At 69.4% G+C, this 25,789-nt stretch carries 23 protein-coding genes and 2 tRNA genes; 11 read left to right on the top strand and 14 right to left on the bottom strand.

Annotated elements, in window-relative coordinates:
• Positions 1 to 80 precede the first annotated feature (80 nt).
• From QIS96_RS03045 to pknB, 6 genes are all read left to right on the top strand, one after another.
• Positions 81 to 935 (top strand): FhaA domain-containing protein, encoded by an 855-nt coding sequence (locus QIS96_RS03045; RefSeq protein ID WP_282540738.1) that lies wholly within the window; start codon positions 81 to 83, stop codon positions 933 to 935.
• A 10-nt stretch (positions 936 to 945) separates the two neighbouring features.
• Entirely contained in the window at positions 946 to 1,461 is a 516-nt protein-coding gene (locus QIS96_RS03040) for an FHA domain-containing protein FhaB/FipA (RefSeq protein ID WP_282540737.1), read from the top strand.
• 83 nt (positions 1,462 to 1,544) lie between these two features.
• Positions 1,545 to 3,038, top strand: coding sequence for a Stp1/IreP family PP2C-type Ser/Thr phosphatase (locus QIS96_RS03035; protein WP_282540736.1), 1,494 nt, complete (start codon positions 1,545 to 1,547; stop codon positions 3,036 to 3,038).
• A 21-nt stretch (positions 3,039 to 3,059) separates the two neighbouring features.
• Positions 3,060 to 4,481, top strand: a complete 1,422-nt coding sequence (locus QIS96_RS03030) for an FtsW/RodA/SpoVE family cell cycle protein (protein ID WP_282540735.1) — start codon at positions 3,060 to 3,062, stop codon at positions 4,479 to 4,481.
• Positions 4,478 to 5,941: a peptidoglycan D,D-transpeptidase FtsI family protein gene (locus tag QIS96_RS03025; protein ID WP_282540734.1), complete on the top strand. Its 1,464-nt coding sequence runs from the start codon at positions 4,478 to 4,480 to the stop codon at positions 5,939 to 5,941. The genes QIS96_RS03030 and QIS96_RS03025 overlap by 4 nt, the downstream gene beginning before the upstream one ends.
• 146 nt (positions 5,942 to 6,087) lie before the next feature.
• On the top strand, positions 6,088 to 8,106 hold the full coding sequence (gene pknB / locus QIS96_RS03020) for a Stk1 family PASTA domain-containing Ser/Thr kinase (RefSeq protein WP_282540733.1): 2,019 nt from the start codon (positions 6,088 to 6,090) through the stop codon (positions 8,104 to 8,106).
• A 185-nt stretch (positions 8,107 to 8,291) separates the two neighbouring features.
• On the opposite strand, the gene QIS96_RS03015 is transcribed toward pknB, so the two are convergent.
• The 6 genes from QIS96_RS03015 to QIS96_RS02990 form a co-directional block, all read right to left on the bottom strand.
• Complete coding sequence (locus QIS96_RS03015) at positions 8,292 to 9,023, bottom strand: class E sortase (RefSeq protein ID WP_282540732.1); 732 nt, start codon at positions 9,021 to 9,023, stop codon at positions 8,292 to 8,294.
• A gap of 68 nt (positions 9,024 to 9,091) precedes the next feature.
• Positions 9,092 to 10,489: a class E sortase gene (locus QIS96_RS03010; protein WP_408907109.1), complete on the bottom strand. Its 1,398-nt coding sequence runs from the start codon at positions 10,487 to 10,489 to the stop codon at positions 9,092 to 9,094.
• Complete coding sequence (locus QIS96_RS03005; protein ID WP_282540731.1) at positions 10,486 to 11,160, bottom strand: aminodeoxychorismate/anthranilate synthase component II; 675 nt, start codon at positions 11,158 to 11,160, stop codon at positions 10,486 to 10,488. Before QIS96_RS03005 ends, QIS96_RS03010 begins: the two co-directional genes overlap by 4 nt.
• Positions 11,157 to 11,390 (bottom strand): hypothetical protein, encoded by a 234-nt coding sequence (locus QIS96_RS03000; RefSeq protein WP_282540730.1) that lies wholly within the window; start codon positions 11,388 to 11,390, stop codon positions 11,157 to 11,159. The genes QIS96_RS03005 and QIS96_RS03000 overlap by 4 nt, the downstream gene beginning before the upstream one ends.
• 90 nt (positions 11,391 to 11,480) lie before the next feature.
• Positions 11,481 to 12,245, bottom strand: a complete 765-nt coding sequence (locus tag QIS96_RS02995) for a class E sortase (RefSeq protein ID WP_282540854.1) — start codon at positions 12,243 to 12,245, stop codon at positions 11,481 to 11,483.
• Between the two features lie 63 nt (positions 12,246 to 12,308).
• Positions 12,309 to 13,091, bottom strand: a complete 783-nt coding sequence (locus tag QIS96_RS02990; RefSeq protein WP_408907108.1) for a DUF881 domain-containing protein — start codon at positions 13,089 to 13,091, stop codon at positions 12,309 to 12,311.
• Positions 13,092 to 13,238: 147 nt separating this feature from the next.
• On the opposite strand from QIS96_RS02990, the gene crgA reads away from it, so the two are divergent.
• Entirely contained in the window at positions 13,239 to 13,496 is a 258-nt protein-coding gene (gene crgA / locus QIS96_RS02985) for a cell division protein CrgA (RefSeq protein WP_282540729.1), read from the top strand.
• Between the two features lie 383 nt (positions 13,497 to 13,879).
• Here the strand turns inward: crgA and QIS96_RS02980 are convergent, their stop codons facing one another.
• Positions 13,880 to 14,761, bottom strand: a complete 882-nt coding sequence (locus tag QIS96_RS02980) for a rhomboid family intramembrane serine protease (RefSeq protein ID WP_282540728.1) — start codon at positions 14,759 to 14,761, stop codon at positions 13,880 to 13,882.
• 144 nt (positions 14,762 to 14,905) lie between these two features.
• The gene (locus QIS96_RS02975) at positions 14,906 to 15,439 is read right to left on the bottom strand and encodes a peptidylprolyl isomerase (RefSeq protein WP_282540727.1); all 534 of its coding nucleotides are present in this window, start codon (positions 15,437 to 15,439) and stop codon (positions 14,906 to 14,908) included.
• 349 nt (positions 15,440 to 15,788) lie between these two features.
• Here QIS96_RS02975 and QIS96_RS02970 point away from each other — a divergent pair, with 349 nt between their 5' ends.
• Positions 15,789 to 16,517, top strand: coding sequence for a DUF5324 family protein (locus QIS96_RS02970; protein ID WP_282540726.1), 729 nt, complete (start codon positions 15,789 to 15,791; stop codon positions 16,515 to 16,517).
• A gap of 162 nt (positions 16,518 to 16,679) precedes the next feature.
• Here the strand turns inward: QIS96_RS02970 and QIS96_RS02965 are convergent.
• Positions 16,680 to 16,752 (bottom strand) — tRNA-Ala (locus QIS96_RS02965).
• A 159-nt stretch (positions 16,753 to 16,911) separates the two neighbouring features.
• On the opposite strand from QIS96_RS02965, the gene QIS96_RS02960 reads away from it, so the two are divergent.
• Both QIS96_RS02960 and QIS96_RS02955 read left to right on the top strand, forming a co-directional pair.
• Positions 16,912 to 17,460 carry a helix-turn-helix domain-containing protein gene (locus QIS96_RS02960; RefSeq protein WP_282540725.1) on the top strand — a complete coding sequence of 183 codons (549 nt, stop codon included), beginning with the start codon at positions 16,912 to 16,914 and terminating at the stop codon, positions 17,458 to 17,460.
• 145 nt (positions 17,461 to 17,605) lie between these two features.
• Positions 17,606 to 19,033 (top strand): serine/threonine-protein kinase, encoded by a 1,428-nt coding sequence (locus QIS96_RS02955; protein WP_282540724.1) that lies wholly within the window; start codon positions 17,606 to 17,608, stop codon positions 19,031 to 19,033.
• Between the two features lie 49 nt (positions 19,034 to 19,082).
• Here QIS96_RS02955 and QIS96_RS02950 read toward each other — a convergent pair whose 3' ends face one another.
• Complete coding sequence (locus QIS96_RS02950; protein WP_282540723.1) at positions 19,083 to 20,495, bottom strand: hypothetical protein; 1,413 nt, start codon at positions 20,493 to 20,495, stop codon at positions 19,083 to 19,085.
• 279 nt (positions 20,496 to 20,774) lie between these two features.
• Positions 20,775 to 20,903, bottom strand: a complete 129-nt coding sequence (locus QIS96_RS02945) for a DLW-39 family protein (RefSeq protein ID WP_010467770.1) — start codon at positions 20,901 to 20,903, stop codon at positions 20,775 to 20,777.
• A gap of 304 nt (positions 20,904 to 21,207) precedes the next feature.
• On the opposite strand from QIS96_RS02945, the gene QIS96_RS02940 reads away from it, so the two are divergent.
• A complete protein-coding gene (locus QIS96_RS02940) occupies positions 21,208 to 21,591 on the top strand; it encodes a DUF6344 domain-containing protein (RefSeq protein ID WP_282540722.1) in 384 nt (127 codons plus the stop codon).
• 729 nt (positions 21,592 to 22,320) lie between these two features.
• On the opposite strand, the gene QIS96_RS02935 is transcribed toward QIS96_RS02940, so the two are convergent.
• The 3 genes from QIS96_RS02935 to gyrA form a co-directional block, all read right to left on the bottom strand.
• Positions 22,321 to 22,397 (bottom strand) — tRNA-Ile (locus tag QIS96_RS02935).
• A gap of 99 nt (positions 22,398 to 22,496) precedes the next feature.
• Positions 22,497 to 23,144: a DUF3566 domain-containing protein gene (locus QIS96_RS02930; RefSeq protein WP_282540721.1), complete on the bottom strand. Its 648-nt coding sequence runs from the start codon at positions 23,142 to 23,144 to the stop codon at positions 22,497 to 22,499.
• A gap of 17 nt (positions 23,145 to 23,161) precedes the next feature.
• A complete protein-coding gene (gyrA, locus tag QIS96_RS02925; protein WP_282540720.1) occupies positions 23,162 to 25,780 on the bottom strand; it encodes a DNA gyrase subunit A in 2,619 nt (872 codons plus the stop codon).
• Positions 25,781 to 25,789: the final 9 nt, after the last annotated feature.

The following is a 25,789-nucleotide window of genomic DNA, read 5'->3' as shown; positions in this document are numbered from 1 at the left end:
AAGGGGAACCAGCCGATTTCCCGGCGCGTGGATACGATCAGTAAGCAGTACCAGGATGATTACGACCGGAGGAGGTGCCCATGGGAGTCCTGAAGAAGTTCGAACAGCGACTCGAAGGTCTGGTCAACGGCACCTTCGCCAAGGTGTTCAAGTCCGAGGTCCAGCCGGTCGAGATCGCTGGTGCTCTGCAGCGTGAGTGCGACAACAACGCCACGATCTGGAATCGCGAGCGGACCGTCGTGCCCAACGACTTCATCGTGGAGCTGAGCGCTCCCGACTACGAGCGGCTGAGCCCGTACTCGGGCCAGCTCGGGGACGAGCTCTCCGGGATGGTCCGGGACTACGCGAAGCAGCAGCGGTACACCTTCATGGGGCCGATCAAGGTCCACCTGGAGAAGGCCGACGATCTGGACACGGGTCTGTACCGGGTCAGGAGCCGGACGCTGGCGTCGAGTTCGTCCCAGTCCCCGGCGGGATCCGCCGGGCCTTCGGGCGGCGAGCAGCGCGGCGGTGGTTACGGCTACCCGCCCGCGGGAGGTCCTCCGGCGGCTGCGCCCGCGGGTGCGCCGCCGATGCCTTCCGCGCCGCCGCCCGGTGCGGGCCGTGGCCCGCAGGCGCGCGGGCAGGGGCCCTCGGCCCCGCTGCCCGGTGCGCAGACGCGGCGTTGGATCGAGATCAACGGCACACGGCATCAGATCTCGCGGCCGACGATGGTCCTCGGCCGCAGCACCGACGCTGATGTACGGATTGACGACCCCGGCGTATCGCGCCGGCACTGTGAGATCCGGACCGGAACGCCCCCGACGATCCAGGATCTCGGGTCCACCAACGGCATCGTGGTGGACGGGCAGCACACCACCCGCGCTACGCTCCGCGACGGCTCGCGGATCGTCGTGGGCAGCACCACCATCATTTACCGGCAAGCCGAAGGGTGAAGCGGGGGCAATGTCAGAGCTGACCCTGACGGTCATGCGGCTGGGTTTCCTGGCCGTCCTGTGGCTGTTCGTGATCGTGGCCGTCCAGGTCATCCGCAGCGACCTGTTCGGTACGCGCGTCACACAGCGCGGTTCGTCGCGCCGCGGCGGAGAGGCGCGCCCGCAGGGCCGCCAGCAGGCTTCGCCGCCGGCGCCGAGGCAGCAGAGCGGCGGGGGGCGGCAGCGCCGTGGTGCGCCGTCGAAGCTGGTGGTGTCCGAGGGCACGCTCACGGGTACGACGGTGGCCCTGCAGGGTCAGACGATCACGCTGGGCCGTGCGCACGATTCGACGATCGTCCTGGACGACGACTACGCGTCGAGCAGGCATGCCAGGATCTACCCGGACCGCGACGGTCAGTGGATCGTGGAGGATCTCGGGTCCACGAACGGCACGTATCTCGACCGGACCCGGCTGACCACTCCGACGCCCGTGCCTCTCGGTGCGCCGATCCGCATCGGCAAGACCGTCATCGAGCTGCGGAAGTAGTGCTACGTCATGAATAAGCGCGAGCGGAGCGAGCGAGCCGACGCGGCCCGTGCGACGGGCCCGAGCTCGCTCCCGACCGGAGGGTGGGCACCGTGCGGATGTACCCGGAGCCGACGGGCGAGGTGCGCATGAGTCTGTCACTGCGCTTCGCCGCCGGATCGCACAAGGGAATGATCCGGGAGGGGAACGAGGACTCGGGTTACGCCGGTCCGCGGCTGCTCGCGATCGCCGACGGCATGGGAGGCCAGGCGGCCGGTGAGGTCGCGAGCTCCGAGGTGATCTCCACTCTCGTGCAGCTCGACGACGATGTGCCGGGTTCGGACATCCTGACGTCGCTGGGCGACGCCGTGCAGCGGGCCAACGACCAGCTGCGCGTGATGGTCGAGGAGGACCCGCAGCTCGAGGGCATGGGCACGACGCTCACCGCCCTGCTGTGGACGGGTCAGCGCCTCGGTCTCGTGCATGTCGGCGACTCGCGTGCGTATCTCCTCAGGGACGGCGTTCTCACGCAGATCACGCAGGACCACACCTGGGTGCAGCGGCTGGTCGACGAGGGCCGGATCACCGAGGAGGAGGCGACCACGCATCCGCAGAGGTCGCTCCTCATGCGGGCGTTGGGCAGCGGCGACCATGTGGAGCCGGATCTGTCGATCCGTGAAGTCCGCGCGGGCGACCGGTACTTGATCTGTTCCGACGGTCTCTCCGGTGTGGTGTCGCACCAGACGATGGAGGAGGCCCTCGCCAGCTACCAGGGTCCGCAGGAGACCGTGCAGGAGCTGATCCAGCTCGCGCTGCGCGGCGGCGGTCCGGACAACGTGACGGTGATCGTCGCGGACGTCCTGGACATCGACAGCGGTGACACGCTTGCGGGTCAACTCGTCGACACCCCGGTCGTGGTGGGCGCGGTCGCCGAGAACCAGCTGCAGCTGAACGACAACGGCGCGATGCAGACCCCCGCGGGTCGTGCCGCCGGTCTCGGCCGGCCGGTGCCGCCGCAGCCCACGGGCGGCTTCGGCCCGCCCGGCTCCGCGGAACCCGATGCGTACGTCCCGGACGGTTCGTTCGGCGCGTACATGGAGGAGGACTACGTCAAGCCGCGGCGTCGCGGGAAGTGGATCAAGCGGTCGCTGCTGATCGCGCTTGCCCTCGCCGTCGTGGGCGGCGGTCTCTACGGGGCGTACCACTGGACGCAGACGCAGTACTACGTCGGTGCGAAGGACGGGCATCTCGCTCTGTACCGGGGCATCAACCAGGACTTGGCGTGGGTGAACCTGTCGGAGCTCGAAGAGGAGCATCCGGAGGTCGAGCTGAGCTGCCTGCCGAGTTTCCAGCGCACCAAGCTCGAGGAGAAGGGTCTCGACCCGACGACCCTCGAGGCGGCCCGCCAGAAGATCTCCGAGCTGACGGCGGACTGCCGGGAGGCGCAGGAGCGCAAGGCGGAGGAGGAGGCGAACGCCGCGACCGGTGAGGGCGAGGCGGGCGGCACCTCCGGTGCGACGAAGGACGGCAAGGACGCCGTCGAGCAGAGCACGAAGTCACCGACCCCACGCGGCAGCGCGACCGCCGGTCAGCAGTAGGCGCAGGGGGCCTTCCTAGCCATGAGCAGTACGACACATACATCCACCATTGGAGCGATCGGGGCGCCGAGCCGCCGTAACACCGAGCTGGCGCTGCTGGTCTTCGCAGTGGTCATCCCGTGCTTCGCGTATGCCAATGTGGGTCTCGCCATGACCGGCGAGATGCCCACGGGCATGCTCGGGTACGGAGTCGGCCTCGGTCTGCTCGCTGCGGTCGGGCATCTGGTGGTGCGGAAGTTCGCGCCGTACGCGGATCCGCTGCTGCTGCCATTGGCGACGCTGCTCAACGGTCTGGGTCTGGTGCTGATCTGGCGCCTTGACCAGTCGGAGCGGCTGCAGCAGCTACAGAAGAACGCGTTCGGCGCGTTCAACCCGGCCGCTCCGAACCAGCTGATGTATTCGGCGCTCGGCATCGCCCTGTTCGTGGCGGTGATGCTGGTGATGAAGGATCACCGGATCCTGCAGCGCTTCACGTACATCTCGATGGTCGTGGCGCTGATGCTGCTGCTGCTTCCGCTGGTTCCGGGGCTCGGCACCGACCAGTTCGGCGCGAAGATCTGGATCCGGATCGGCGGGTTCTCCATTCAGCCCGGTGAGTTCGCGAAGATCGTCATCGCGGTGTTCTTCGCCGGCTATCTCATGGTGAAGCGGGATGCGCTGGCGCTCGCGAGCCGTCGTTTCCTCGGGCTCTATCTGCCGCGTGGCCGTGACCTCGGTCCGATCCTGGTGATCTGGGCGATGAGCCTGCTGATCCTGGTCTTCGAGAACGACCTGGGTACGTCGCTGCTGTTCTTCGGCATGTTCGTGATCATGCTGTACGTGGCGACGGAGCGGACGAGTTGGATCGTCATCGGTCTGGGCATGTCCGTGGCGGGCGCTGTGGCTGTGGCGACGTTCGCGAGCCATGTGCAGGCGCGTGTGGACGCGTGGCTGGACCCCTTCGGCTGCTATGCGACGTCCGGTGCGTGTGAGCAGATCGGCCAGTCGATCATGGCGTTCGGTTCGGGCGGCGTGCTCGGCACGGGGCTCGGGCAGGGGCACTCGGACCTGATCGGCTTCGCCGCCAACGCGGACTTCATCTTCGCGACGATCGGCGAGGAGCTGGGTCTCGCGGGTGTGATGGCGTTCCTGCTGCTCTACGCGCTGCTGATCGAGCGGGGTGTGCGTACGGCGCTGGCCGCGCGTGACCCGTTCGGCAAGCTGTTCGCGGTGGGTCTGTCGGGTGCGTTCGCGCTGCAGATCTTCGTGGTCGCCGGCGGTGTCATGGGTCTCATTCCGCTGACGGGTATGACGATGCCGTTCCTCGCGGCGGGTGGTTCGTCGGTGATCGCGAACTGGGCGCTGGTCGGTCTGCTGATCCGCATCAGTGACACGGCCCGTCGTCCCGCGCCCGCGCCGGCGCCCAACCCCGACGCCGAGATGACTCAGGTGGTGCGGCCGTGAACAAGCCTCTGCGCCGGATCGCGATCTTCTGCGGTCTGCTCATGCTGGCGCTGCTGCTGCGGGACAACTGGCTGCAGTACGTGTCGGCGGACGAGCTGCGTACGCACGAGAAGAACCGTCGTGTGCTGATCGAGCGGTACGCGCAGAAGCGTGGCGACATCATCGTCGGGGAGAAGCCGATCACGGGTTCCGCGCCGACGAAGGGCAGTGACTTCGCTTACAAGCGGACGTACAAGAACGGCGAGATGTGGTCGCCGGTGACCGGGTTCGCGTCGCAGGCGTTCGGGGCCACGCAGATCGAGTCCCTGGAGGACGAGATCCTCACGGGCAACGACGACCGGCTGTTCTTCCGCCGCACGCTCGACATGATCACCGGTAAGAAGCAGGGCGGCGGCAATGTCGTCACCACGCTGAACGGCCGGGCGCAGAAGGCCGCGTTCGAGGGCCTCGGCTCGAAGAAGGGCGCGGTCGCGGCGATCGACCCGTCGACGGGCGCGATCCTGGCGCTCGCGTCGACGCCGTCGTACGACCCGTCGGAGTTCGCGGGCAACAGCGAGGACGACTCGAAGGCCTGGCAGCGTCTGGAGAAGGACCCGGACAAGCCGATGCTGAACCGGGCGCTGCGCGAGACGTACCCGCCGGGTTCCACGTTCAAGGTGGTCACGGCGGCGGCCGCGCTGGAGCACGGTCTTTACGACGACCCGGACGAGGAGACGGACTCCCCGCTTCCGTGGACGATGCCGAACACGAACACGGAGCTGAAGAACGAGGGCCCGATCCCCTGCAAGGACGCCACGCTCCGCGAGGCGCTGCGGGTGTCCTGCAACACGGTCTTCGGCAAGATCGGTTCGGATCTCGGCAAGGACAAGATGCTGGAGACGTCCCAGAAGTTCGGCTTCAACAAGGAGCAGTTCATTCCGGTGCGTTCGTCGGCGTCGACGTTCCCGACGGAGATGGACAAGCCGCAGACGGCGCTCAGCTCCATCGGTCAGTTCGAGACGGCGACGACTCCGCTGCAGATGGCGATGGTCGCGTCCGCGGTCGCGAACGACGGCACGCTGATGGAGCCGTACATGATCGACAACCTGCAGGCGCCGAACCTCGACGTGATCGAGAAGCACGATCCGAAGAAGATGAGCGAGCCGCTGTCGAAGGCGAACGCCCAGAAGCTGCAGGAAATGATGGAGACGGTCGTCCAGCAGGGCACCGGCTCCAACGCGCGGATCCCCGGCGTGACGGTCGGCGGCAAGACCGGTACGGCGCAGCACGGCGTCGACAACAGTGAGAATCCCTACGCCTGGTTCATCAGCTACGCCAAGAACCCGGACGGCGGCTCCCCGGTGGCGGTCGCCGTGGTCGTCGAGGACAGCGACGCCGACCGCGGTGACATCTCGGGCGGCGGCCTCGCCGCACCCATCGCGAAGAACGTCATGAAGGCAGTCATCGACAGCAAGAAGTGACGTCGGTCACGGCGGTACCGGTCCTGTATCAGGTGACGGTTGCGGCCAGATCACGCTCGGACAGGCCGGTACGGTAGCCGGGACAGCACACCGCCGGACCACACAAGGGTGCGGTCGGGACTGACGGAGAGGGCTGGTAGGTAGCTATGGAAGAGCCGCGTCGCCTCGGCGGCCGGTACGAGCTGGGCCAGGTGCTCGGCCGTGGTGGCATGGCGGAGGTCTACCTCGCCCATGACACTCGCCTCGGCCGCACCGTCGCCGTGAAGACGCTCCGGGCGGACCTCGCCCGCGATCCGTCGTTCCAGGCCCGGTTCCGCCGTGAGGCCCAGTCCGCCGCCTCGCTCAATCATCCGGCCATCGTCGCGGTCTACGACACCGGCGAGGACATGGTGTACGAGACGGGCGGCAGCGCCGGGGTCTCCATTCCGTACATCGTGATGGAGTACGTCGACGGCTCCACGCTCCGTGAGCTTCTGCACTCCGGGCGGAAGCTGCTGCCCGAGCGGGCCATGGAGATGACCATCGGCATCCTCCAGGCCCTCGAGTACTCGCACCGCGCCGGCATCGTGCACCGCGACATCAAGCCCGCGAACGTCATGCTGACGCGCAACGGCCAGGTCAAGGTCATGGACTTCGGCATCGCCCGCGCCATGGGCGACTCCGGCATGACGATGACGCAGACCGCGGCCGTGATCGGCACCGCGCAGTACCTGTCGCCGGAGCAGGCCAAGGGCGAGCAGGTCGACGCGCGCAGCGACCTGTACTCGACGGGCTGCCTGCTCTACGAGCTGCTGACCGTGCGCCCGCCGTTCGTCGGTGACTCGCCGGTCGCGGTGGCCTACCAGCACGTACGCGAAGAGGCGCAGCCGCCCAGCACGTTCGACCCGGAGATCACGCCCGAGATGGACGCGATCGTCCTGCGGGCCCTGGTCAAGGACCCGGACTACCGCTACCAGTCGGCCGACGAGATGCGGGCCGACATCGAGGCCTGCCTGGACGGCCAGCCCGTCGCGGCGACGGCCGCGCTCGGCGCGGTCGGGTACGGCGGCGGCCACCCCGACGACCAGCACACGGCGGTGCTGCGCCCGCAGAACGGCGGCGGCCAGACGTCGATGCTGCCGCCGGTGAACCCGGACGACGGGGGTTACGGGTACGACGACCGCCCGCCGCGCCGTGGCCAGCGCAAGGGCACCACGTCGACGATCCTGCTGATCCTCGCGGGTCTGCTCGTCCTGGTCGGCGCGATCCTGATCGGCAAGGAAGTCTTCGGCAGCAACGGCGGCGGCGGTGACGGCAAGGTGCCGGTGCCGCACCTGGTGGGCATCACCCTCGCCGAGGCGGAGCAGCGCGCGAAGAACGGCGACGTGAAGCTGTCGGTCGACCACAAGCCGTGCGAGGACCAGGCCAAGGACAAGATCTGCAGCCAGAACCCGGAGAGCGGCGAGGTCGAGAAGTTCGCCACGATCGACGTGGTGGTCTCGACGGGTGCGCCGAAGGCCACCGTGCCGGACGTCCAGGGTCTGACGTACGAGAAGGCCTCGGAGCAGCTGCGGGAGAAGGGCTTCGCCGTCTCCAAGGAGACCGAGGTGTCCGAGCGGACGCCGGGCACGGTCATCGGCCAGGACCCCGCGGGCGACACCGAGCGGGAGAAGGGCTCCACCATCACGCTGACCGTGGCGAAGGAGGAGGAGAAGAAGACCGTTCCCGACGTCGTCGGCAAGCAGGTCGCGGAGGCCACGCAGCAGCTGGAGGCCAACGGCTTCACGGTGGTGACGCAGGAGGTCCCGAAGGACGACGTGCCCGCCGGGCAGGTCGTGGAGCAGGACCCGGCCGGCAACTCGAAGGCGCGCCGGGGTGAGCAGATCACGCTGACCGTGGCGAAGGCCTCCGAGCAGATTCCGGTGCCGTCGCTGACGGGCCAGAAGCTGAAGGACGCGAAGAAGGCGCTGCAGGACGCGGGGCTCACGCCCGGCAACGTCACCAGCGGGCCGCAGGACCCGAACGCCCAGGTGGTGATGACGGATCCGCCCGCGGGCACGCAGGTGCCGGGTGGCACGACCGTCAACTTCACGACGATGCCCGGCCAGGGCGACGGCGGTGAGGAAGACGGCGGCGGCGGAATCTTCGGCGGCCCGTCCGGCCTCAGCACCCGCGAGAGGGACTGAGCCCCGGGGCCGGCCACGGCTCGGCCGGCGCCTGAACGCAAAGACTCCCGGCCACTTCCTTCGAGGAGGTGGCCGGGAGTCTTTTGTCTCTTCTCGGGTACGCGAGCCCCGGGTACCCGAGCCTCGGCTGAGTGAGCCTCGGCTCAGCGAGCCCCAGCTCAGCGGGGTTCACTCAGCGGAGTCCCTCAGCGCAGTTCCTTCGGCGGCGTCCGCTCGTTGTCGACCTTCTCGACGCGGTCCAGCTCGCCCCACACCACGTAGCGGTACGTGGACGTGTAGACCGGCGTGCACGTGGTGAGCGTGATGTAGCGGCCGGCCTTCTTCTTGCCGGACTCCTTGGGCACGTCGTCGAGGACGTCCACGTTGAACTTCGAGGTCTGCGCGAGCTTCGAGTAGACCTTGTAGACGTACCACTTGTCCTTGGTCTCGAAGACGATCGGGTCGCCTTCCTCGAGCTTGTCGATGTTGTGGAACTTGGCGCCGTGGCCGTCGCGGTGGGCGGCCAGCGAGAAGTTGCCCTTGTCGTCCTCGGGCAGCGCCGACTTGACCGGCTTGGTGTAGTAGCCGGCGACGCCGTCGTTGAGGATCTTCGGCGTGGTGCCCTTCTTGACCAGGATCTCGCCGACCTTCATACCCGGTACGTGCAGGAAGCCGATGCCGTCCTTGGTGTCGAGGGCGCCGGGGCCGCCCGCCCAGCGGTCGCGCACCGCGTCGCCCTGCTTGCGGGCCTCCTTGTCGGCCTGGACGTTGGTCCACCACAGCGAGTAGGCGACGAAGAGGCCGAGGATCAGTCCGGCGGTGATGAGGAGTTCACCGAAGACGCTGACGGCTCTGGCGATCCGCCCGGGTCGGGAGCGCCGCCTCGGCGCGGGCTGCGGGCTCTCGGTCCGCTCGTCCTGGTCGGTGGTGGCTACCACGGCTTCCCGCCCCGTCAAGTGAAGTGAAGTGAGTGAAGTGCGTTCTGGTCAGGTGGAGTTGGGCCGGGTCAGCGGACCAGGGCGTCGGGCTTGCCCTTGCTGCGCGGCCGTTCCTCGACCATCTTGCCCCAGACGATCATTCGATACGTACTGGTGAACTCCGGGGTGCACGTGGTCAGCGTGATGTACCGCCCCGGCTCCGTGAAGCCCGAGCCCTTGGGGATCGGCGCGATGACCCCCGTATTGCTCGGGCTGGTCTGCGGAAGGATGGTCTGCATCGAGTACACGTAGTACTTGTCCTGGGTCTCGACGACGATCTCGTCGCCCTTCTCCAGGCGGTTCACGTACCGGAACGGTTCGCCGTGGGTGTTGCGGTGGCCGGCGACCGCGAAGTTGCCCTTCTTCGCGTCGGGCATCGCGGTCTTCAGGGCGCCCTCGGCGTAGTGCCCGACCATGCCGCGGTCCAGGACGCGTTCCTTGTCGATGCCCTCGGCGACGGGGACGACCACGTCGAGCCGCGGGATGTGCATGATGGCGAAGCCCTGGCCGGGTTCGAAGGCGCCCGGCTTGCGCTTGCCGCTCGCCCAGTCCTCCTGGAGCGTGTCCGTCGCGCTGCCCGCCTCCTGGCCGGCGCGCACATTCGTCCACCACAGCTGGTACGCGACGAACAGCAGCATCAGTACGCCCACGGAGATGAAGAGCTCGCCCACGGCCCGGCTCGCCACGACCGCGGGGCTGGGTCTCCGCGCGCGCTCCGCCCGCCGCGCCTCGACGCGGGACAGCGGCTTGCCGTCCGCCTTCGTCTCGGACGTGGCGGCCGCGGCCGTACCGCCCGGTGTGCGCCTGCGTCGGCCTCCTCCGCCGCCGACCACGCCGACGACGCTCCGCCGCGCGGCCTGCTGCGCCGCCTTGCGCCGGGCCGCCCGCCCTTCTCCGGTCGGGGCCGGGCTCTCCTCCGCCTCGGGCCGGTCCGCCCGGTCCGCCCCCTCGGCCGCCCGCCGGGTGTCGGCCGTACGCAGCCCCACGGTCTCGTCGTCGACGGGCTCGGCGTAGGACTCGGGCTCTTCGTACGACTGGGGCTGCGGCTCCTCGTGGACGTGCGGCTGGGGCTGGAGTTGGGGCTGGGGCTGGGGCTGCGGCTCCTCGAACGAGTCCAGTGCCCGCTGCGGCTCCTCGTACGAGGACGGCTGCGGTTCCTCGTACGAGTACGGCTGCGGCTCGTCGTACGTGAAGGAATGCGCCTCGTCGTACGCAAGAGGCGCGTCGTACGCGACCGGCTGCGGCTCGTCCGCCGGAGCAGCGGGCGGCGTGCGGAACCACGGGGAGGTGTGGCCGCCGCCGGGCAGCGGGTCGTTGAGGGGGTCGTCCATGCGGTCGACCGCCGCCTCGAACGCACCGGCGCCCCCGTACGCGGGATCCTGCTCGTACGGGGCGCCTGATTCGCGCTCGGGGCGGGTGGCGGTCACGCCGAGGCCCTGCCCACGACGGGGGCAAGCCCCGCCGATCGCGCCACCGCCTCCGGGTCACCGCACTCGACCAGCCAGTTGGCGAGCATCAGGTGGCCGTGCTCGGTGAGCACCGACTCCGGGTGGAACTGCACGCCCTCGACGGGCAGTTCACGGTGTCTGAGGCCCATGATGATGCCGTCGTCCGTGCGCGCGGTGACGCGCAGCTCGTCCGGCAGGTGCGCCGGCTCGGCGGCGAGCGAGTGGTAGCGGGTGGCGGTGAACGGCGAGGGCAGTCCGGCGAAGACGCCGACGCCCTCGTGGACCACCGGGGACGTCTTGCCGTGCAGCAGCTCGGGCGCCCGGTCCACGACCCCGCCGTACGCCACGGCCATCGACTGCATGCCGAGGCAGACGCCGAAGACGGGCACGCCGGTCGCCGCGCAGTGCCGGACCATGTCGACGCAGACACCGGCCTGTTCGGGTGCGCCGGGCCCCGGCGAGAGCAGCACGCCGTCGAATCCTCCCCCACTCTCGGCTTCGCTCGAGCGGGAGGTGCCCCCATGCGCATACGAGGTGGAGACCTCGTCGTTGCGCACGACCTCGCACTCGGCGCCCAGTTGGTAGAGGTACTGGACGATGTTGAAGACAAAGCTGTCGTAGTTGTCGACGACGAGGATGCGCGCGCTCACAGGGCCGCTCCCGTCGAGCCGTTGAGGGCGCCCATACCCGCGCCCATGCCCGTACCCGCGCCCATGCCCACGTTCTCGTCCACCGTCACGTCGTTGAACGGAAGCAGCGGCTCCGCCCACGGGAAGACGAACTGGAAGAGGAGATAGACGACTCCGAGCACCAGGGCGACCGAGATGAGGGCCTTGAGCCACGTGTCGCCCGGCAGATGCCGCCAGATCCAGCCGTACATGCTGTCCGCAGTCCCTTCCCACGCCCGTGGCCCCGATGGCCCTCTCGGCCTACGCCACCAGACTAAGGGGCGGCGCCCGGTGTACGTGGGTCAGCTGCGCAATGCCTCGGGCTTCCCCTCCTCCACCGGCTGGGTCGCGTCGAGGTGCGCCCAGACGATCAGCCGGTGGCTGTGCCCCCACTCTGGCTCACAGGTCGTAAGGGTGAGGTAACGGCCCGGCCCGTCGAGGCCGGACTTGCGGGGGACGGGGTCGATCACGCCGATGTCGCTGGGCAGCGTCTTGTAGGGCTTGTTGACGATGCGGTACGTGAACCAGGTGGAGCCGTCGGTCAGCACCACCGGGTCGCCGGGGCGCAGCCGGGGGAAGTCCTTGAACGGGTCGCCGTAGGTGCGCCGGTGGCCCGCGACGGAGAAGTTGCCGCGCTGCCCCAGCTGCGCGGTCGAGTCGTAGTGGCCGAGGCCCTTCTTGAGGGTCTCGACGCCGGTGCCTTCGAGTACGGGCTTGTTCCACGCGGCGCCGAACCGCGGGATGTACATGACGGCGAAGGGCTTGCCGTCCTGGTAGGCGGGCGGGGAGGGCGGACTCGTCTCGGCCTCGCCGCTGTCGCCGGTCGGGGTTTCGGGCTTCGCGTCCGCGCCGGTCCCTTGATCGCCCGTCCCCTGATCGCCCGGCGCCGCGCCCTCACCCGCCGGCACGGACCCCTGCGCCCACTCGCTCTGCAGCTGCTCGATCTGGCTGTCCATCGCCCCGTCGGCCTTCACACCGGTCCAGAACAGGACGTACGCGACGAACAGCACGATCAACATGCCGACGGTGAGGCACAGTTCGCTGAACGTCCTGACGAGCACTCGCACCGACACGGTCCGGCCCCTCCCCGAACTGCCGTGGCCCCACGGCTGGTTGGCGCCCCGCTGCTCCTACTTCACGGGCGTCGCGTAGTGGAGATCCACTGTGCCCGAGTAACCGGGAAGAGTCACCGCCCGGTGGTCGTCGACTTTCCACCCGAGTCCGTACGCGTTGACGTACAGCATGTAGTTCTGGATCTCCGGCGACGCGGTGAGCGCCTGCCGCAGCTTCTCGGGCTCGCCGACGGCGGTGACCTTGTACGGGGGCGAGTAGACGCGGCCCTGGAGGATCAGGGTGTTGCCGACGCAGCGGACGGCGCTGGTGGAGATCAGCCGCTGATCCATGACCTTGATGCCCTTGGCGCCGCCCTTCCACAGAGCGTTGACGACGGCCTGGAGGTCCTGCTGGTGGATGACCAGGTCGTTGGGGAGCGGCTCGGGGTAGCCGGGGATCTTCGCGGTGGCGTTGGGCGGGGCGTCGGTGAGGGTGACGGAGACGGCCTCGCCCTTGAGCTTCTTGGTGCCGGCTTCCTTCTCCAGGGCGTCGAGCTCGGCCGCTTCGACGTCGGAGCTGCCGCTGTCCCGCTCGGCGAGGGCGTCGACGTCCTCGCGCAGGGCGCCGTTGGCCTCGTCGAGCCGGCCGTTCTCGTGGCTGCGCTCCTGGATCAGGTCGGACAGCTTCAGCAACGAGGCGTCGGTACGGATGTTCGTACCCTTGGCAGTGTTGAAGCTGGTGAAGAAGATCAACCCGGCGAGCGCGAACACAGCGGCGGTCAGGAGGCGCACGGGACGCAGTCCGGAGCTGCGACCAGGGCCCTTGGGGGCCTCGTCGGAGGAGTCGGCAGAATTGCTCAACGTACCCTTACTCCTTACGGCGCGGCGGAAGCACTACGCTAACGGACGCTTGGGGGAGAGCATCGTGCCCCCATCGCCGTCCCCGCCCGGCGCCAGCCGAACCCGTTCCCTGCGCGGCCACGCAGCGCATCGACAGGAGAAACCCTCGTGCCGAAGTCACGTATCCGCAAGAAGGCCGACTACACGCCGCCGCCTTCCTCGAAGCAGGCGGCCAACATCAAGCTGACCAGCCGTGGCTGGGTGGCCCCCGTCATGCTGGCCATGTTCCTGATCGGCCTGGCATGGATCGTCGTCTTCTACGTGACGGAGACCAAGCTGCCCGTCGAGGCGCTCGGCAACTGGAACATCGTGGTCGGCTTCGGCTTCATCGCGGCCGGCTTCGGCGTCTCCACGCAGTGGAAGTAGGGCGCTGAACTACCCCGCTCGGCCCCTGGGACGCAAGTCCTGCCCCGAGCTATCCACTGAGTTATCCACAGCCGTTTCCACAGCTGCGGAAAACTAAGAAGATCTGTGGATAACCCCCGCGACGTTGACGCCGGTAGGACCGGAACGCCGCCACCTGGAACATCGCACGCCCCTTGTCCTTCCTGGGAAAACCCAGGTCAGTGACAAGGGGCACTGCTGTTCCCCACAGCGTGCACAAGATCCGCCACACGCTGTGGACAACTTCGGCCACAGTGTGTGCACAACCGTCCACCTGCGGTGAACGAAGCGGTTGTCCCCGGCTCTCCACAGGAGCCCACAGGGGATCCACAGGGGCCACAAGGCGGTCGGCGGAGCAGCCGGTCTCAGCTCAGCTGCGCGCTCCGGACGATCACCGTGCCGAGCACGAGCAGCAGCACGAGCCCGCACGTCCCCCACTGCACAAGCGCCCGCCGCTCGCGGGGCGCGTGCACAAGCCCGTACGCGACGGCGATACCCGCGACGAGTCCGCCGACGTGCGCCTCCCAGGCGATGCCCGACCAGGTGAACGTGAACAGCATGTTCAGCGCGAGCAGCGCCAGGACCGGCCGCATGTCGTAGTCGAGGCGGCGCATCAGCACGGCCGTCGCCCCCATCAGCCCGAACACCGCGCCCGAAGCGCCGAGCGACGGCTGCAGCGGCGAGGCGATCAGATAGGTCAGCGCACTGCCGGCGAGGCCGGAGATCAGATACAGCGCCACGTACCGCACCCGGCCGAGCGCGGCCTCCAGCGGACCGCCGAGCCACCACAGGCCCAGCATGTTGAAGGCGATGTGCCAGATCTCCTCGTGCAGGAACATCGACGTGACGAGGCGATACCACTCACCGCTCGCGACGCCCCACGGCAGGTACGCGGCCCCGCCCACCAGGAACAGCTCGCTGACCAGCTCCGGCTTCACCGACACAAGGACGAACACGGCGACGTTCAGGCCGATGAGGATCTTGGTGATCAGCCGCGGGTCGGCGGCGACGGCGCCGCCCGCGATGGTCCGCGGCTGGTTCGCCGCGGGCGCGTGCCCGGTGCCCGAGCCCTCCCGTACGCACGTCGGGCACTGGAACCCGACCGAGGCGCTGACCATGCACTCCGGGCAGATCGGACGCTCGCAGCGGGTACAGCGCACACCCGTCTCGCGGTCCGGATGCCGGTAGCAGCCGGGCAGGCCGGACGTGCCCTGCGGTTCCTGCGGACTGCCGGGCGCCTGGTCCATGAGTCCCCTCACTCTCCGTACGACGGCACGGGTGCGCAACGCACCGCCCCGCTCATCCTTACGGACGAGCGGGGCGAAAAGGTTCCCTGCCGGGGATCCGTGCCGGGACGCCAGCCGGGATCCGCGCCAGGATCCGTGCCTGCCTCAGCCCTCGCGCTTCTCGACCACGACCGACTCGATGACGACGTCGTTGAGCGGCCGGTCGGTGCGCGGGTTGGTCTGCACGGCCGCGATGGCGTCCACGACCTTCTGGCTCGCGGTGTCGGTGACCTCGCCGAAGATGGTGTGCTTACGGGTCAGCCAGGCGGTCGGCGAGACGGTGATGAAGAACTGCGAGCCGTTGGTGCCCGGCCCCGCGTTGGCCATCGCCAGGAGGTAGGGCTTGTCGAAGCCGAGCTCCGGGTGGAACTCGTCCTTGAACTCGTAACCCGGGCCGCCGGTGCCGTTGCCCAGCGGGTCGCCGCCCTGAATCATGAAACCGCTGATCACGCGGTGGAAGACCGTGCCGTCGTACAGCTTGTCCGTGGACTTCTTGCCGGTGGCCGGGTGAGTCCACTCCCGCTCGCCCTGGGCGAGTTCCACGAAGTTCGCAACCGTCTTCGGCGCGTGGTTCGGCAGCAGCCGGATCTCGATGTCGCCGTGGTTGGTCTTCAGGGTGGCGTAAAGCTGCTCAGCCACGATCTGCCTTCCGTTGCCTTCTCTGACGCCCCGAATCCTCCCACGGATTCCGTACCCGACGGGAGAAATGAACGGAACCCCGGGATCCGGTGACAGGAGGCACGCACATCGGGTACTCGACCTCGCAACGCGCCCGGAACCGCCCGATCACTACCGCCGGAAGCGGCGCGCACACGACCGATCCGTGGCATTGTCGACCGCGAAAGTTACGAAGATTGCCCGGAGTCGACGCCCCCTGGGGCCGATGACCCGGATGCCCGCCCACGCATGCCACCCCGTCACCCGACGGGCATGATCCGAAAAAGGGTGGAAAGGTGAAATACCGTACGCCACCGAGGAGGAGGAACCCGTGACCCGCATCGACAGCGCGCGCGCCGCGGCCAGCTCGGCGAAGGACAGCGTGCGTCACGCCGCGGAAGTGGTGGCGCCCTACGCCGACACGGCCAAGGACCGGGCGGCGCTCTACGCGCACGAGGCCCGCGTACGGCTCGCGCCGAAGGTGTCCGACGCCGCCAAGGAAGCGGCCGATCAGGCACGCGCCCAGTACGACGCCCATCTCGCCCCGCGGATCGTGCAGGCCCGTACGCACGTGCCGCCGAAGCTGGACGAGGCGGCCCACCGCACTCGCAAGGCGGCCCGGCAGGCGGCGGCCGCGGCCCGGCCGCACGTCGAGCAGGCCGTGGCGGCCGCCCAGCCCGCTGCCACCGAGGCCGCCGCACGCGGCAGCGCCGCCGTCTCGGCGCTGCGCGGTCAGGTCTCGCCGAAGGAGATCGAGCACCTGGTCCGCAGGCACCGGCGGCGCGCCTTCGCCGGCCGTGCCCTCAAGCGGATCGGCCTGGTCGGCCTGCTGGGCGCCGCCGCGTTCGCCGCGTGGAAGTGGTGGGACAAGCAGGCCAACCCGGACTGGCTCGTGGAACCGCCGGCCCCCACCGAAGTGCCGGACTCGGCCCGGCTGTCCTCGGTCGACGGCAGCCGCCAGGACGTACTCGACCCCGAGGTCCAGGCCAAGGAGGCCGAGGAGGAGGCGGCGAAGCGCGAGGGCGGCAACTGGACGCCCCAGCGCCCTGACGAACGCTGACAGCACAGCGGCCACCGCGTGCGGAAGGCCGTGGGGCGGAGGACTTCGAGTCCTCCGCCCCACGGCCTTCTGCATGTGGTGCACGCAATGCATGTGGTGCACGCGGTACATGCGAGAACCCCTCCGCCCTGCGTTTCCGCAGTTCGGAGGGGTTCTGTCCGGTGGAGCCTAGGAGAGTCGAACTCCTGACATCTGCCATGCAAAGACAGCGCTCTACCAACTGAGCTAAGGCCCCGGAAACGACTGATCGACCGGAAGAACCCCGGTCTCTCGTCCGCCGCAGACCAGAGTACCGGGTCTTCCCCCGAGTCTCGCAAAAAGATTGGGGGTCCCGGTGGACGACCACTCTCCGTAAGATGCTCGGCGAGGTTCGCAGCAGCGAAGGGGAGACGCCATGGACACGGCACAGCAGGAAGCCACCGCAAGAGCCAGGGAGCTGCAGCGCAGCTGGTACGGGGAGCCTCTGGGGGCGCTGTTCCGGCGGCTCATCGACGATCTGGGGCTCAACCAGGCCCGGCTCGCCGCGGTGCTCGGGCTCTCCGCCCCGATGCTCTCCCAGCTGATGAGCGGCCAGCGGGCCAAGATCGGCAACCCGGCCGTGGTCCAGCGGGTGCAGCACCTGCAGGAGTTGGCCGGCCAGGTGGCGGACGGCAGCGTCAGCGCCGCGGAGGCCGCCGAGCGCATGGAGGAGATCAAGAAGTCGCAGGGCGGCTCGGTCCTCACCAACGCCGGTCAGACGGCGATCAGTTCGGGCGCCCCGACGGTCAAGCGCGTGGTCCGCGAGATCCAGTCGCTGCTGCGTTCCGTCTCGGCCGCGGGGGACATCATCGAGGCCGCGAACGCTCTCGCCTCGACCCACCCCGAACTGGCAGAGTTCCTCAAGGTGTACGGCGCCGGGCGCACTTCGGACGCCGTCGCCCACTACGAGTCGCACCAGAACTGACCGCTTCCGCTTCTGCTGAACGGTTTCAGCAAGAGCGGCACGCGACTCAGCAAGAGCGGTACGTACGACGAGAACGGTACGTACGAACAGTCCAGGCACTAGTCCGAGCAGCCGGAGAGGCTGGAGCTGGGAGTGCAGCAGGGCCATGGGTGAGGTCTTCGCCGGCCGGTACGAACTGGTCGACCCGATCGGCCGCGGTGGCGCGGGCGCCGTGTGGCGTGCATGGGACCACCGCAGGCGCCGCTATGTCGCCGCCAAGGTCCTGCAGCAGAGCGACGCGCACACCCTGCTCCGCTTCGTCCGCGAGCAGGCCCTGCGCATCGACCATCCGCACGTCCTGGCCCCGGCCAGCTGGGCGGCGGACGACGACAAGGTCCTGTTCACCATGGACCTGGTCAAGGGCGGCTCCCTGGCCCATGTCATCGGGGACTACGGGCCGTTGGCGCCCGCGTTCGTGTGCACGCTGCTCGACCAGCTGCTCGCCGGGCTCACCGCGGTGCACGAGGAAGGCGTCGTGCACCGCGACATCAAGCCGGCCAACATCCTCCTGGAGGCCACCGGCACCGGACGGCCGCATCTGCGCCTGTCCGACTTCGGCATCGCCATGCGCAAGGGCGAGCCCCGGCTCACCGAGACCGACTACGTGGTGGGGACGCCCGGCTACTTCGCGCCCGAGCAGATGCTCGGCGACGAGCCGGACTTCCCCGGGGACCTGTTCGCGGTGGGGCTCGTGGCGCTGTATCTCCTGGAGGGCGCCAAGCCGGACTCCAAGGCCCTGATCCAGCACTTCGCCGCGCACGGCACCCCGGACGCCCCGCAGGGCATCCCGGAACCGCTGTGGCAGGTCCTCGCGACCCTGCTGCAACCGGACCCGGACGCCAGGTTCCGTACGGCGGCGGGTGCGCGCAAGGCGCTGCTCGCGGCGGTCGAGCTGCTGCCCGAGCCCGGCCCGGACGACGAGATCATCGAGGTCTTCGACCAACTCGGGCCGCTGCCACCGGGGTTCGGGCCGGAGGGCCCGCTCAAGCGCCCGCCCGTGACGACCCCGCCGCCGCTCCCGCCCCCTCCACAGGCGCCGCCGGCCCGGCCCGTGACGCCTCCGCCCACACGCGCGCCGGACCGGAGCGACGACTTCCACCTGGCGCCGCCCGACGGGACGCCCTCCGCCGTACGGGACTCGTCGCCGGCGGCCGCCCATCCGCCGACCCCGACCCCGACACCGACCCCCACCCCAACTCCCGTGCCTCCGGCTCCGGTTGCCCCTCCGCAGCCACCGCAGCCGTCGACGCCACCCGCGCCACTGGCGGAGCGGCTGCCTGGGCCCCCGTTCGACGAGGACGGGTACACGTACCCGATCACCCGCCCGTACACGGCGAAGCCCACGCCGGCCGAGCAGTTCACGCCCCCGACCGCGCCGGCCCCCGTCGCAGCCCCCGGCGGGGTTGTCGGCGAGGCCCCGCGGCAGCAACACCGCAGGCGCCGTCCCGGCCCGCCCGTGAAGGTGGCCGTGCCCGTCCTGCTGCTTGCGCTCGTCGGCTACGCGGTCGGCTTCTGGGCGCTGAGCCAGCTCTGAACGCGGGCCCCTGAACAGGCTTTCGACGCACGCGGGGCCCCGACGGGATCTAGCGCGACCGCGGAGCCCCGTACGCCCCCGCCGCCGCCTCTTCCTTCGGCGCGCGCGGCACGGTCTCCTCCTTCGCCGCCCGGCGTGCGGCGAGCCTGCGGGCGGCGAGCGTCCACAGCATCAGAACGAGCACCAGCACCGTGCCCGTGCCGATCCCGGCCACCGCGAGGACCGTCAGCACGTCGCGCCCCAGGCCGCTCCCGACCCCGGAGTCCGCGTCGGCCGCCCCGGACCCGCTCGTCGGCGCGTCCGTGCCGCCCTCGCCGACCTGGAAGGGCCCCGGGTCGCCCGCGTACGCGACGTCCGTCCTGGGCTCGCCGGTGACGCCGAGGTGCAGGGTGAGCGCGAGCCCGTCGTCGCCGTACTTCTGGCGCAGCTTCGGATCGAGCGTCACCTGCACGTAGTACGAGCCGGGGAACCGCACCTGCTTGGTCTCGGGCCGCGCCGCGTACCGGTTCTCGTACGCCACCGCCGCCATCGGTTCGAGGGTCGTGTCGACGGGCTCGCCGCGGTAGCTCTCCCCGACCGAGGTCACCGTGGTCCTGGCGGGGTTGTGGACGCTCACGTTCAGCGCCTTGGGCACGCTGCCGAGCACCCCGCCCCCGCCGCTCTTCGCGCCCTCCAACTCGACCTGCGCGGACAGCTGTTGGCCCCAGTCGACCGGCACTCGGTAGAACCGCGTCTGGCCGGGCCTGATGCGGTCCTGCCACACGCCGTGGCCGAGGAGCCGCGCGTCGTTGAAGCCGGTGCCGCCCTCGGCCTCCTCCGGCGCCCCTGTGGGCGGCGGCGGGGCGACCGGATCCTGGGCCTCCGCCGGTGCCTCGCTGGGCGCACCCCCTTCGAGCCGCGGCTCGGCCGCCAGGCTCAACTCCAGGTCCCAGGCCGCCCGCGACGACTCACCGCCGCTGCCACGCTGTACGACGACGTAGTACGTGCCGGCCTCCCGGCAGCGCGTACCGCCTCCGTCGATGAGCCGCTCGGCGGTGGCGGCGAGCGGGGCCGCGTAGTCGGCCGCCCCGAACGAGGCCTTCTCGGAGCCGCAGGTGTTCCCCTCCGCGTCCTGGAGGGTCACCGCGATCCGGTCCCCGTACGCCACCGCCGAACCGAAGCGGGGGACGGCGACGGCGGACGCGTACGCGCTGGACTCGTCGTCGAGCTCGACGGCGTAGTAGAGGGTCTGCCCCGCGCCGATGGAACTGCGGTACACGGAACCGGAGTTGAGCGGCTGCGCCCCACCCCGGTCAGCGGCCCCCTGGACGCGCTCCGCATCGGAAGCGAACGCGTACGGGCTCGGGTCCTCCGCCGACGCGGCGTGGGCGGCCGCCGTCGACAGCAGTGCCGTCCCGGCCACCGCCGCGCCGCACACCGCCGCCCCGTGCTTCCTCCAGCGCCCGGTGCCGCGCCGCTCCATCCCGCCCCCTCGTCGTCGCCCGGCCGCGCACCATCCTGCCCCGCAGATCCCCGCGTTGTCTGCGCCGGACAGAATCACCGATCCATTTGCTTCTGCAAGGAATTCCTTAACGCAGGCAAATCCCGAGGCCGTACGCATCCGCCACACATCCGCCGTGCGCATCCCGCGTACGCATCCACAGTCACGCCACGGCCTACAGCAGAGCCCCGAACCCCGCCACCGCAACACAAAGCCCCGGCCGCCTGGGGCGACCGGGGCCTGCGAAGAGCGTTACGGGACTCACGAACCTGCGGGCACGGAGTCAGTCGCCTCCGTCCACAGATCCTGCTCGGCGCGATCCGCCTGGATCTGGCGGTACACGAGGAGCCCGCCGATGGCGGCCAGTGCGACCAGGAGAAGCTTCTTCACCGCGCTACCTCGTCTTTCCTTGACGTAGGGGACCTCTGGCGCCCGACTATACACACCGATCGATACCGATCGGTGACCTGCCGCCGGACTCAACTCCCGCTCCGCGCACAGCAGTAGACGCCCTCACGATGCGCACCGATCCACCCACAGAACGTGATTTTTCGGCACTCCTGGGCGGTTTGCGCCCATACGGGTGGTGTTCATCGGAAGATCCGCGAATCACGGATCGAGCTCCCGCACTTCTCGGACCTCGTACACATCATGAGGAAAGTACGCAAATCCTCCGACCCGAAAGTGAGGGATCGTGGCTCCCAACAACGTCACCCGTATCTGGTCCGTCGTCGTCGCCGCCCTGCTGGCCTTCTTCGCCTCCCTGGGCCTCATCACCACCGCCACCGCCGCCCCGGCCGCCCCGCAGCAGGACAGCAGCGGCAGCAGCAGCGCGGAGCCCGCCGCCAAGGCCCCGTACGTGGCGCCCGCGCCCAAGGCGAAGCCGTACGAACTCAACCGGCCGCCCACGATGAAGCAGCGCATCCGCGCCGAGGCGCACGGCTCGTCCCCCAGCACCCGCGGTCTGACGCTCGCCACGCCCCTGTCCGACGTGAACCAGGTCGACGCAGCCACGGAAGCGGACGTCGTCAACCGGGAGCGCGTCCAGCCGGCCGACTCCGAAGAGCTGGCGCTCTGAGCCCCGGCAGAGGTGACGTACCTCTCAACGCCGTTACCAGCAAGGACAGTTCACGGGCCAGGCACGAAGAACCCCGGCCCGAGCCCCCTCGCTGCACGAGCAACACCAGACGGAACAGCAGGCCGGCAAGACCGCAGAACCGCAGGACAGCTCGACCGCAAGACAGCAACAACAGCAGGACCAGCTCGACAACCGCAGTACGCAGCCGGCAGACGCCCGCACCACAGGCGTTCAGGCCCCCGGGCCCCGAGCCCAAGCCCCAGCCCCAGCCGGCCCATGCCCCTCCTGGACGGCCCAGCCGTCAACGCACCACAGCACCACCGCAGTACGAAGCCCGCAGTACGAAGCGCAAAGCACAAGACACACAGCACGAAGCACGGAACGCACCACCCGACCAGTGACCGGCCTCTCTCCCTTCACCTCACCGGGGAGAACCATGAGGGCCCGCGCCACCGGTCCACCTGACGTTGCGCAGAACCACCCCACCGCCACATCGCCCGACAGACCCAAGCCCGTACCGGCCACAGCCTCCGGTGTACGGGCCGTTTCGCATGCGCGCCGACCTCCTCGTACGGGAACGGTGCGCTCAGCCATGTCCGGACGAGCCAGGCGCCCCAAGGCCAGACCCCAGACTCAGGCCCCAGACCCAGGCCCCTGGGCCAGCCCGCGGCCAGAACCGCGGCCGGGAACGACAAAGACCCCCAACCATCTGGTTGAGGGTCTTCGTGCTGGTGGGGCTAACAGGATTTGAACCTGTGGCCTCATCCTTATCAGGGATGCGCTCTAACCAACTGAGCTATAGCCCCGCCGCGCTTTGCGGTGTGTGTCCCGCGCGCTGACCTCTGAAGATTAGCGCACGACGCGGCCAGTCCCAAAATCGATGCCCCGGGAGCCTTCGGAGACGCTCACTCGTCCTCGGCGAGCGTCAGCTCCACACCGCCGACGAAACCGGCGGACAGGTTGTAGATGAACGCGCCGAGGGTCGCCAGGGCCGTCGCCAGGACCACGTCGAGGACCGCGATGATCGACGTGAAGAGGAGCACGCGCGGCAGCGACAGGAAGGACTGCAGGTCGAAGCCGTTGGACTCGTTGGAGCCGGTGGCCTCGGCGATCGTGCCGCCGACCGTGGAGAAGACGCCCATGGCGTCCATGACCATCCAGAGCACGGCGGCCGCGACGACCGTGCAGATGCCCAGGGCGATGGAGAGCAGGAAGCTGACCTTCATCACCGACCAGGGGTCGGCCTTGGCCACGCGCAGCCGCGCCTTGCGGGTACGCGGGGTCGTGCGCGCGCCCGTACGCGGCCGACGGACCGCGTCGTCGGACTGGTAGGCCTGCGGCGGGTGGTAGGCCGTGGCCTGCTCCTGTGCGGGCTGGCGCTCGCTCGGGAGGGCGCCGGGGGCGTACTCGGCCTTCTTGCCGGCGTACGCCTCCGGCTGTGGTTCGCGGGTGTCCGTCACGGTGCCCCCCTGAGCCCCTTGCGGGTCAGTGGCGGGGCCACGGCCGCCGTCCGATCCGTTGGTGCCTGCTGAGGCGCCCGTGGCTCCACTCACGACCTACACTCCTCGCGCTACTCGGACTCGGTGCTCGCGCCGTCGTCCGTGCCTGCGACCGGGGTCGCCTCGTCCGACTCGTCGACGTCGCCGTCGACTTCCTCGGCCTCGCGTCCGGCCTCGGCGTTACGTGCGATGCCGACGACGGCATCGCGCTTGCCCAGGTTGATCAGTTGGACGCCCATGGTGTCACGGCCCGTCTCCCTGACCTCGTTGACTCGCGTACGAATCACACCGCCCGAGAGCGTGATGGCGAGGATCTCGTCGGTCTCCTCGACCACCAGCGCGCCCACGAGTTCGCCGCGGTCCTCCACGATCTTGGCGGCCTTGATACCGAGGCCGCCGCGGCCCTGGACGCGGTACTCGTCGACGTCGGTGCGCTTCGCGTACCCGCCGTCGGTGGCGGTGAAGACGAACGTACCGGGCCGGACGACATTCATCGAGAGGAGCTCGTCGCCCTCGCGGAAACTCATGCCCTTGACGCCGGAGGTGGCGCGGCCCATGGGGCGCAGGGCCTCGTCCGTCGCCGTGAAGCGGATGGACTGGGCCTTCTTGCTGATCAGCAGCAGGTCGTCCGCGGAGGAGACCAGCTCGGCGCCGATCAGCTCGTCGTCACGGCCGTCCTCCATCTCGCGGAGGTTGATGGCGATGACGCCACCCGAACGAGGCGAGTCGTAGTCCTTCAGGGCCGTCTTCTTGACGAGGCCGGCCTTGGTGGCGAGGACCAGGTAGGGCGCCGCCTCGTAGTCGCGGATGGCGAGGATCTCGGCGATCTGCTCGTCCGGCTGGAAGGCGAGGAGGTTCGCGACGTGCTGGCCGCGGGCGTCGCGGCCGGCGTCCGGAAGTTCGTACGCCTTGGCGCGGTAGACGCGGCCCTTGTTGGTGAAGAAGAGCAGCCAGTGGTGCGTGGTGGACACGAAGAAGTGGTCGACGATGTCGTCTTCCTTGAGCTTCGTGCCGCGGACGCCCTTGCCGCCGCGCTTCTGCGAGCGGTAGTCGTCGGTCTTGGTGCGCTTGACGTAGCCGCCGCGCGTGATGGTGACGACGATGTCCTCTTCGGCGATGAGGTCCTCGATGGACATGTCGCCGTCGAAGGGGACGAGCTTGGAGCGGCGGTCGTCGCCGAACTTCTCGACGATCGCGGCGAGTTCCTCGCTGATGATCTGGCGCTGCTTCTCGGGCGAGGCCAGGATCGCGTTGTACTCGTTGATCTTCGCCTGGAGTTCGTCGTGCTCCTGGGTGATCTTCTGGCGCTCCAGGGCGGCCAGGCGGCGCAGCTGCATCTCGAGGATGGCGTTGGCCTGGATCTCGTCGATCTCCAGGAGCTGCATCAGGCCGGTGCGGGCGACGTCGACCGTGTCGCTGCGGCGGATGAGGGCGATGACCTCGTCGATCGCGTCCAGGGCCTTGAGCAGGCCGCGCAGGATGTGGGCGCGCTCCTCGGCCTTGCGGAGGCGGAACTTCGTACGCCGGACGATGACCTCGACCTGGTGGTTGACCCAGTGCCGGATGAAGGCGTCGAGGGAGAGGGTGCGGGGCACGCCGTCGACCAGGGCCAGCATGTTGGCGCCGAAGTTGGTCTGCAGGTCGGTGTGCTTGTAGAGGTTGTTGAGGACGACCTTGGCGACCGCGTCCCGCTTGAGGACGATGACGAGGCGCTGTCCCGTACGCGAGGAGGTCTCGTCGCGGACGTCGGCGATGCCGCCGATCTTGCCGTCCTTCACGAGGTCGGCGATCTTCTGCGCGAGGTTGTCCGGGTTGACCTGGTACGGCAGTTCGGTGACGACCAGGCACTGGCGGCCCTGGATCTCCTCGACCTCGATGACCGCGCGCATGGTGATGGACCCGCGCCCGGTGCGGTACGCCTCCTCGATGCCCTTGCGGCCGACGACGAGGGCGCCGGTCGGGAAGTCGGGGCCCTTGATGCGCTCGATCAGGGCTTCCAGGAGCTCCTCGTGGGAGGCCTCGGGGTTCTCCAGGTACCACTGGGCGCCCTCGGCGACCTCGCGGAGGTTGTGCGGCGGGATGTTGGTGGCCATGCCGACCGCGATGCCCGCCGAGCCGTTGACCAGGAGGTTCGGGAAGCGGGCCGGCAGGACCGTCGGCTCCTGGTTGCGGCCGTCGTAGTTGTCCTGGAAGTCGACGGTCTCCTCGTCGATGTCCCGGACCATCTCCATGGACAGCGGGGCCATCTTGCACTCGGTGTAGCGCATGGCGGCCGCGGGGTCGTTGCCCGGGGAGCCGAAGTTGCCGTTGGAGTCGACGAGCGGCATCCGCATCGACCAGGGCTGGGCGAGGCGGACGAGGGCGTCGTAGATGGAGGAGTCGCCGTGCGGGTGGTACGTGCCCATGACGTCGCCGACGACGCGGGCGCACTTGTAGAAGCCCTTCTCGGGGCGGTAGCCGCCGTCGTACATCGCGTACAGGACGCGGCGGTGGACGGGCTTGAGCCCGTCGCGGACGTCGGGGAGGGCGCGGGAGACGATGACGGACATCGCGTAGTCGAGATACGAGCGCTGCATCTCGGTCTCGAGTCCGACGGGCTCGACGCGCATGCCGACGCCGGGGACCTCGGGGTCGTCGGGCGTGGGCACTTCGGGCGTGACGGGGTTGTTCGGGGTGGTCTCGTCGGCCATTGCTGGTCA

It is taken from the genome of Streptomyces cavernicola (assembly GCF_029968035.1).
Classification (GTDB): domain Bacteria; phylum Actinomycetota; class Actinomycetes; order Streptomycetales; family Streptomycetaceae; genus Streptomyces; species Streptomyces cavernicola.
This window is presented reverse-complemented; position numbering and strand designations above follow the sequence as displayed.

Coding starts and splice junctions, on each gene's coding strand:
- QIS96_RS03045 (WP_282540738.1), top strand. CDS start 81: ATGGGAGTCCTGAAGAAGTTCGAACAGCGACTCGAAGGTCTGGTCAAC.
- QIS96_RS03040 (WP_282540737.1), top strand. CDS start 946: ATGTCAGAGCTGACCCTGACGGTCATGCGGCTGGGTTTCCTGGCCGTC.
- QIS96_RS03030 (WP_282540735.1), top strand. CDS start 3,060: ATGAGCAGTACGACACATACATCCACCATTGGAGCGATCGGGGCGCCG.
- pknB (WP_282540733.1), top strand. CDS start 6,088: ATGGAAGAGCCGCGTCGCCTCGGCGGCCGGTACGAGCTGGGCCAGGTG.
- QIS96_RS03000 (WP_282540730.1), bottom strand. CDS start 11,390: ATGTACGGCTGGATCTGGCGGCATCTGCCGGGCGACACGTGGCTCAAG.
- QIS96_RS02980 (WP_282540728.1), bottom strand. CDS start 14,761: ATGGACCAGGCGCCCGGCAGTCCGCAGGAACCGCAGGGCACGTCCGGC.
- QIS96_RS02960 (WP_282540725.1), top strand. CDS start 16,912: ATGGACACGGCACAGCAGGAAGCCACCGCAAGAGCCAGGGAGCTGCAG.
- QIS96_RS02955 (WP_282540724.1), top strand. CDS start 17,606: ATGGGTGAGGTCTTCGCCGGCCGGTACGAACTGGTCGACCCGATCGGC.
- QIS96_RS02950 (WP_282540723.1), bottom strand. CDS start 20,495: ATGGAGCGGCGCGGCACCGGGCGCTGGAGGAAGCACGGGGCGGCGGTG.
- gyrA (WP_282540720.1), bottom strand. CDS start 25,780: ATGGCCGACGAGACCACCCCGAACAACCCCGTCACGCCCGAAGTGCCC.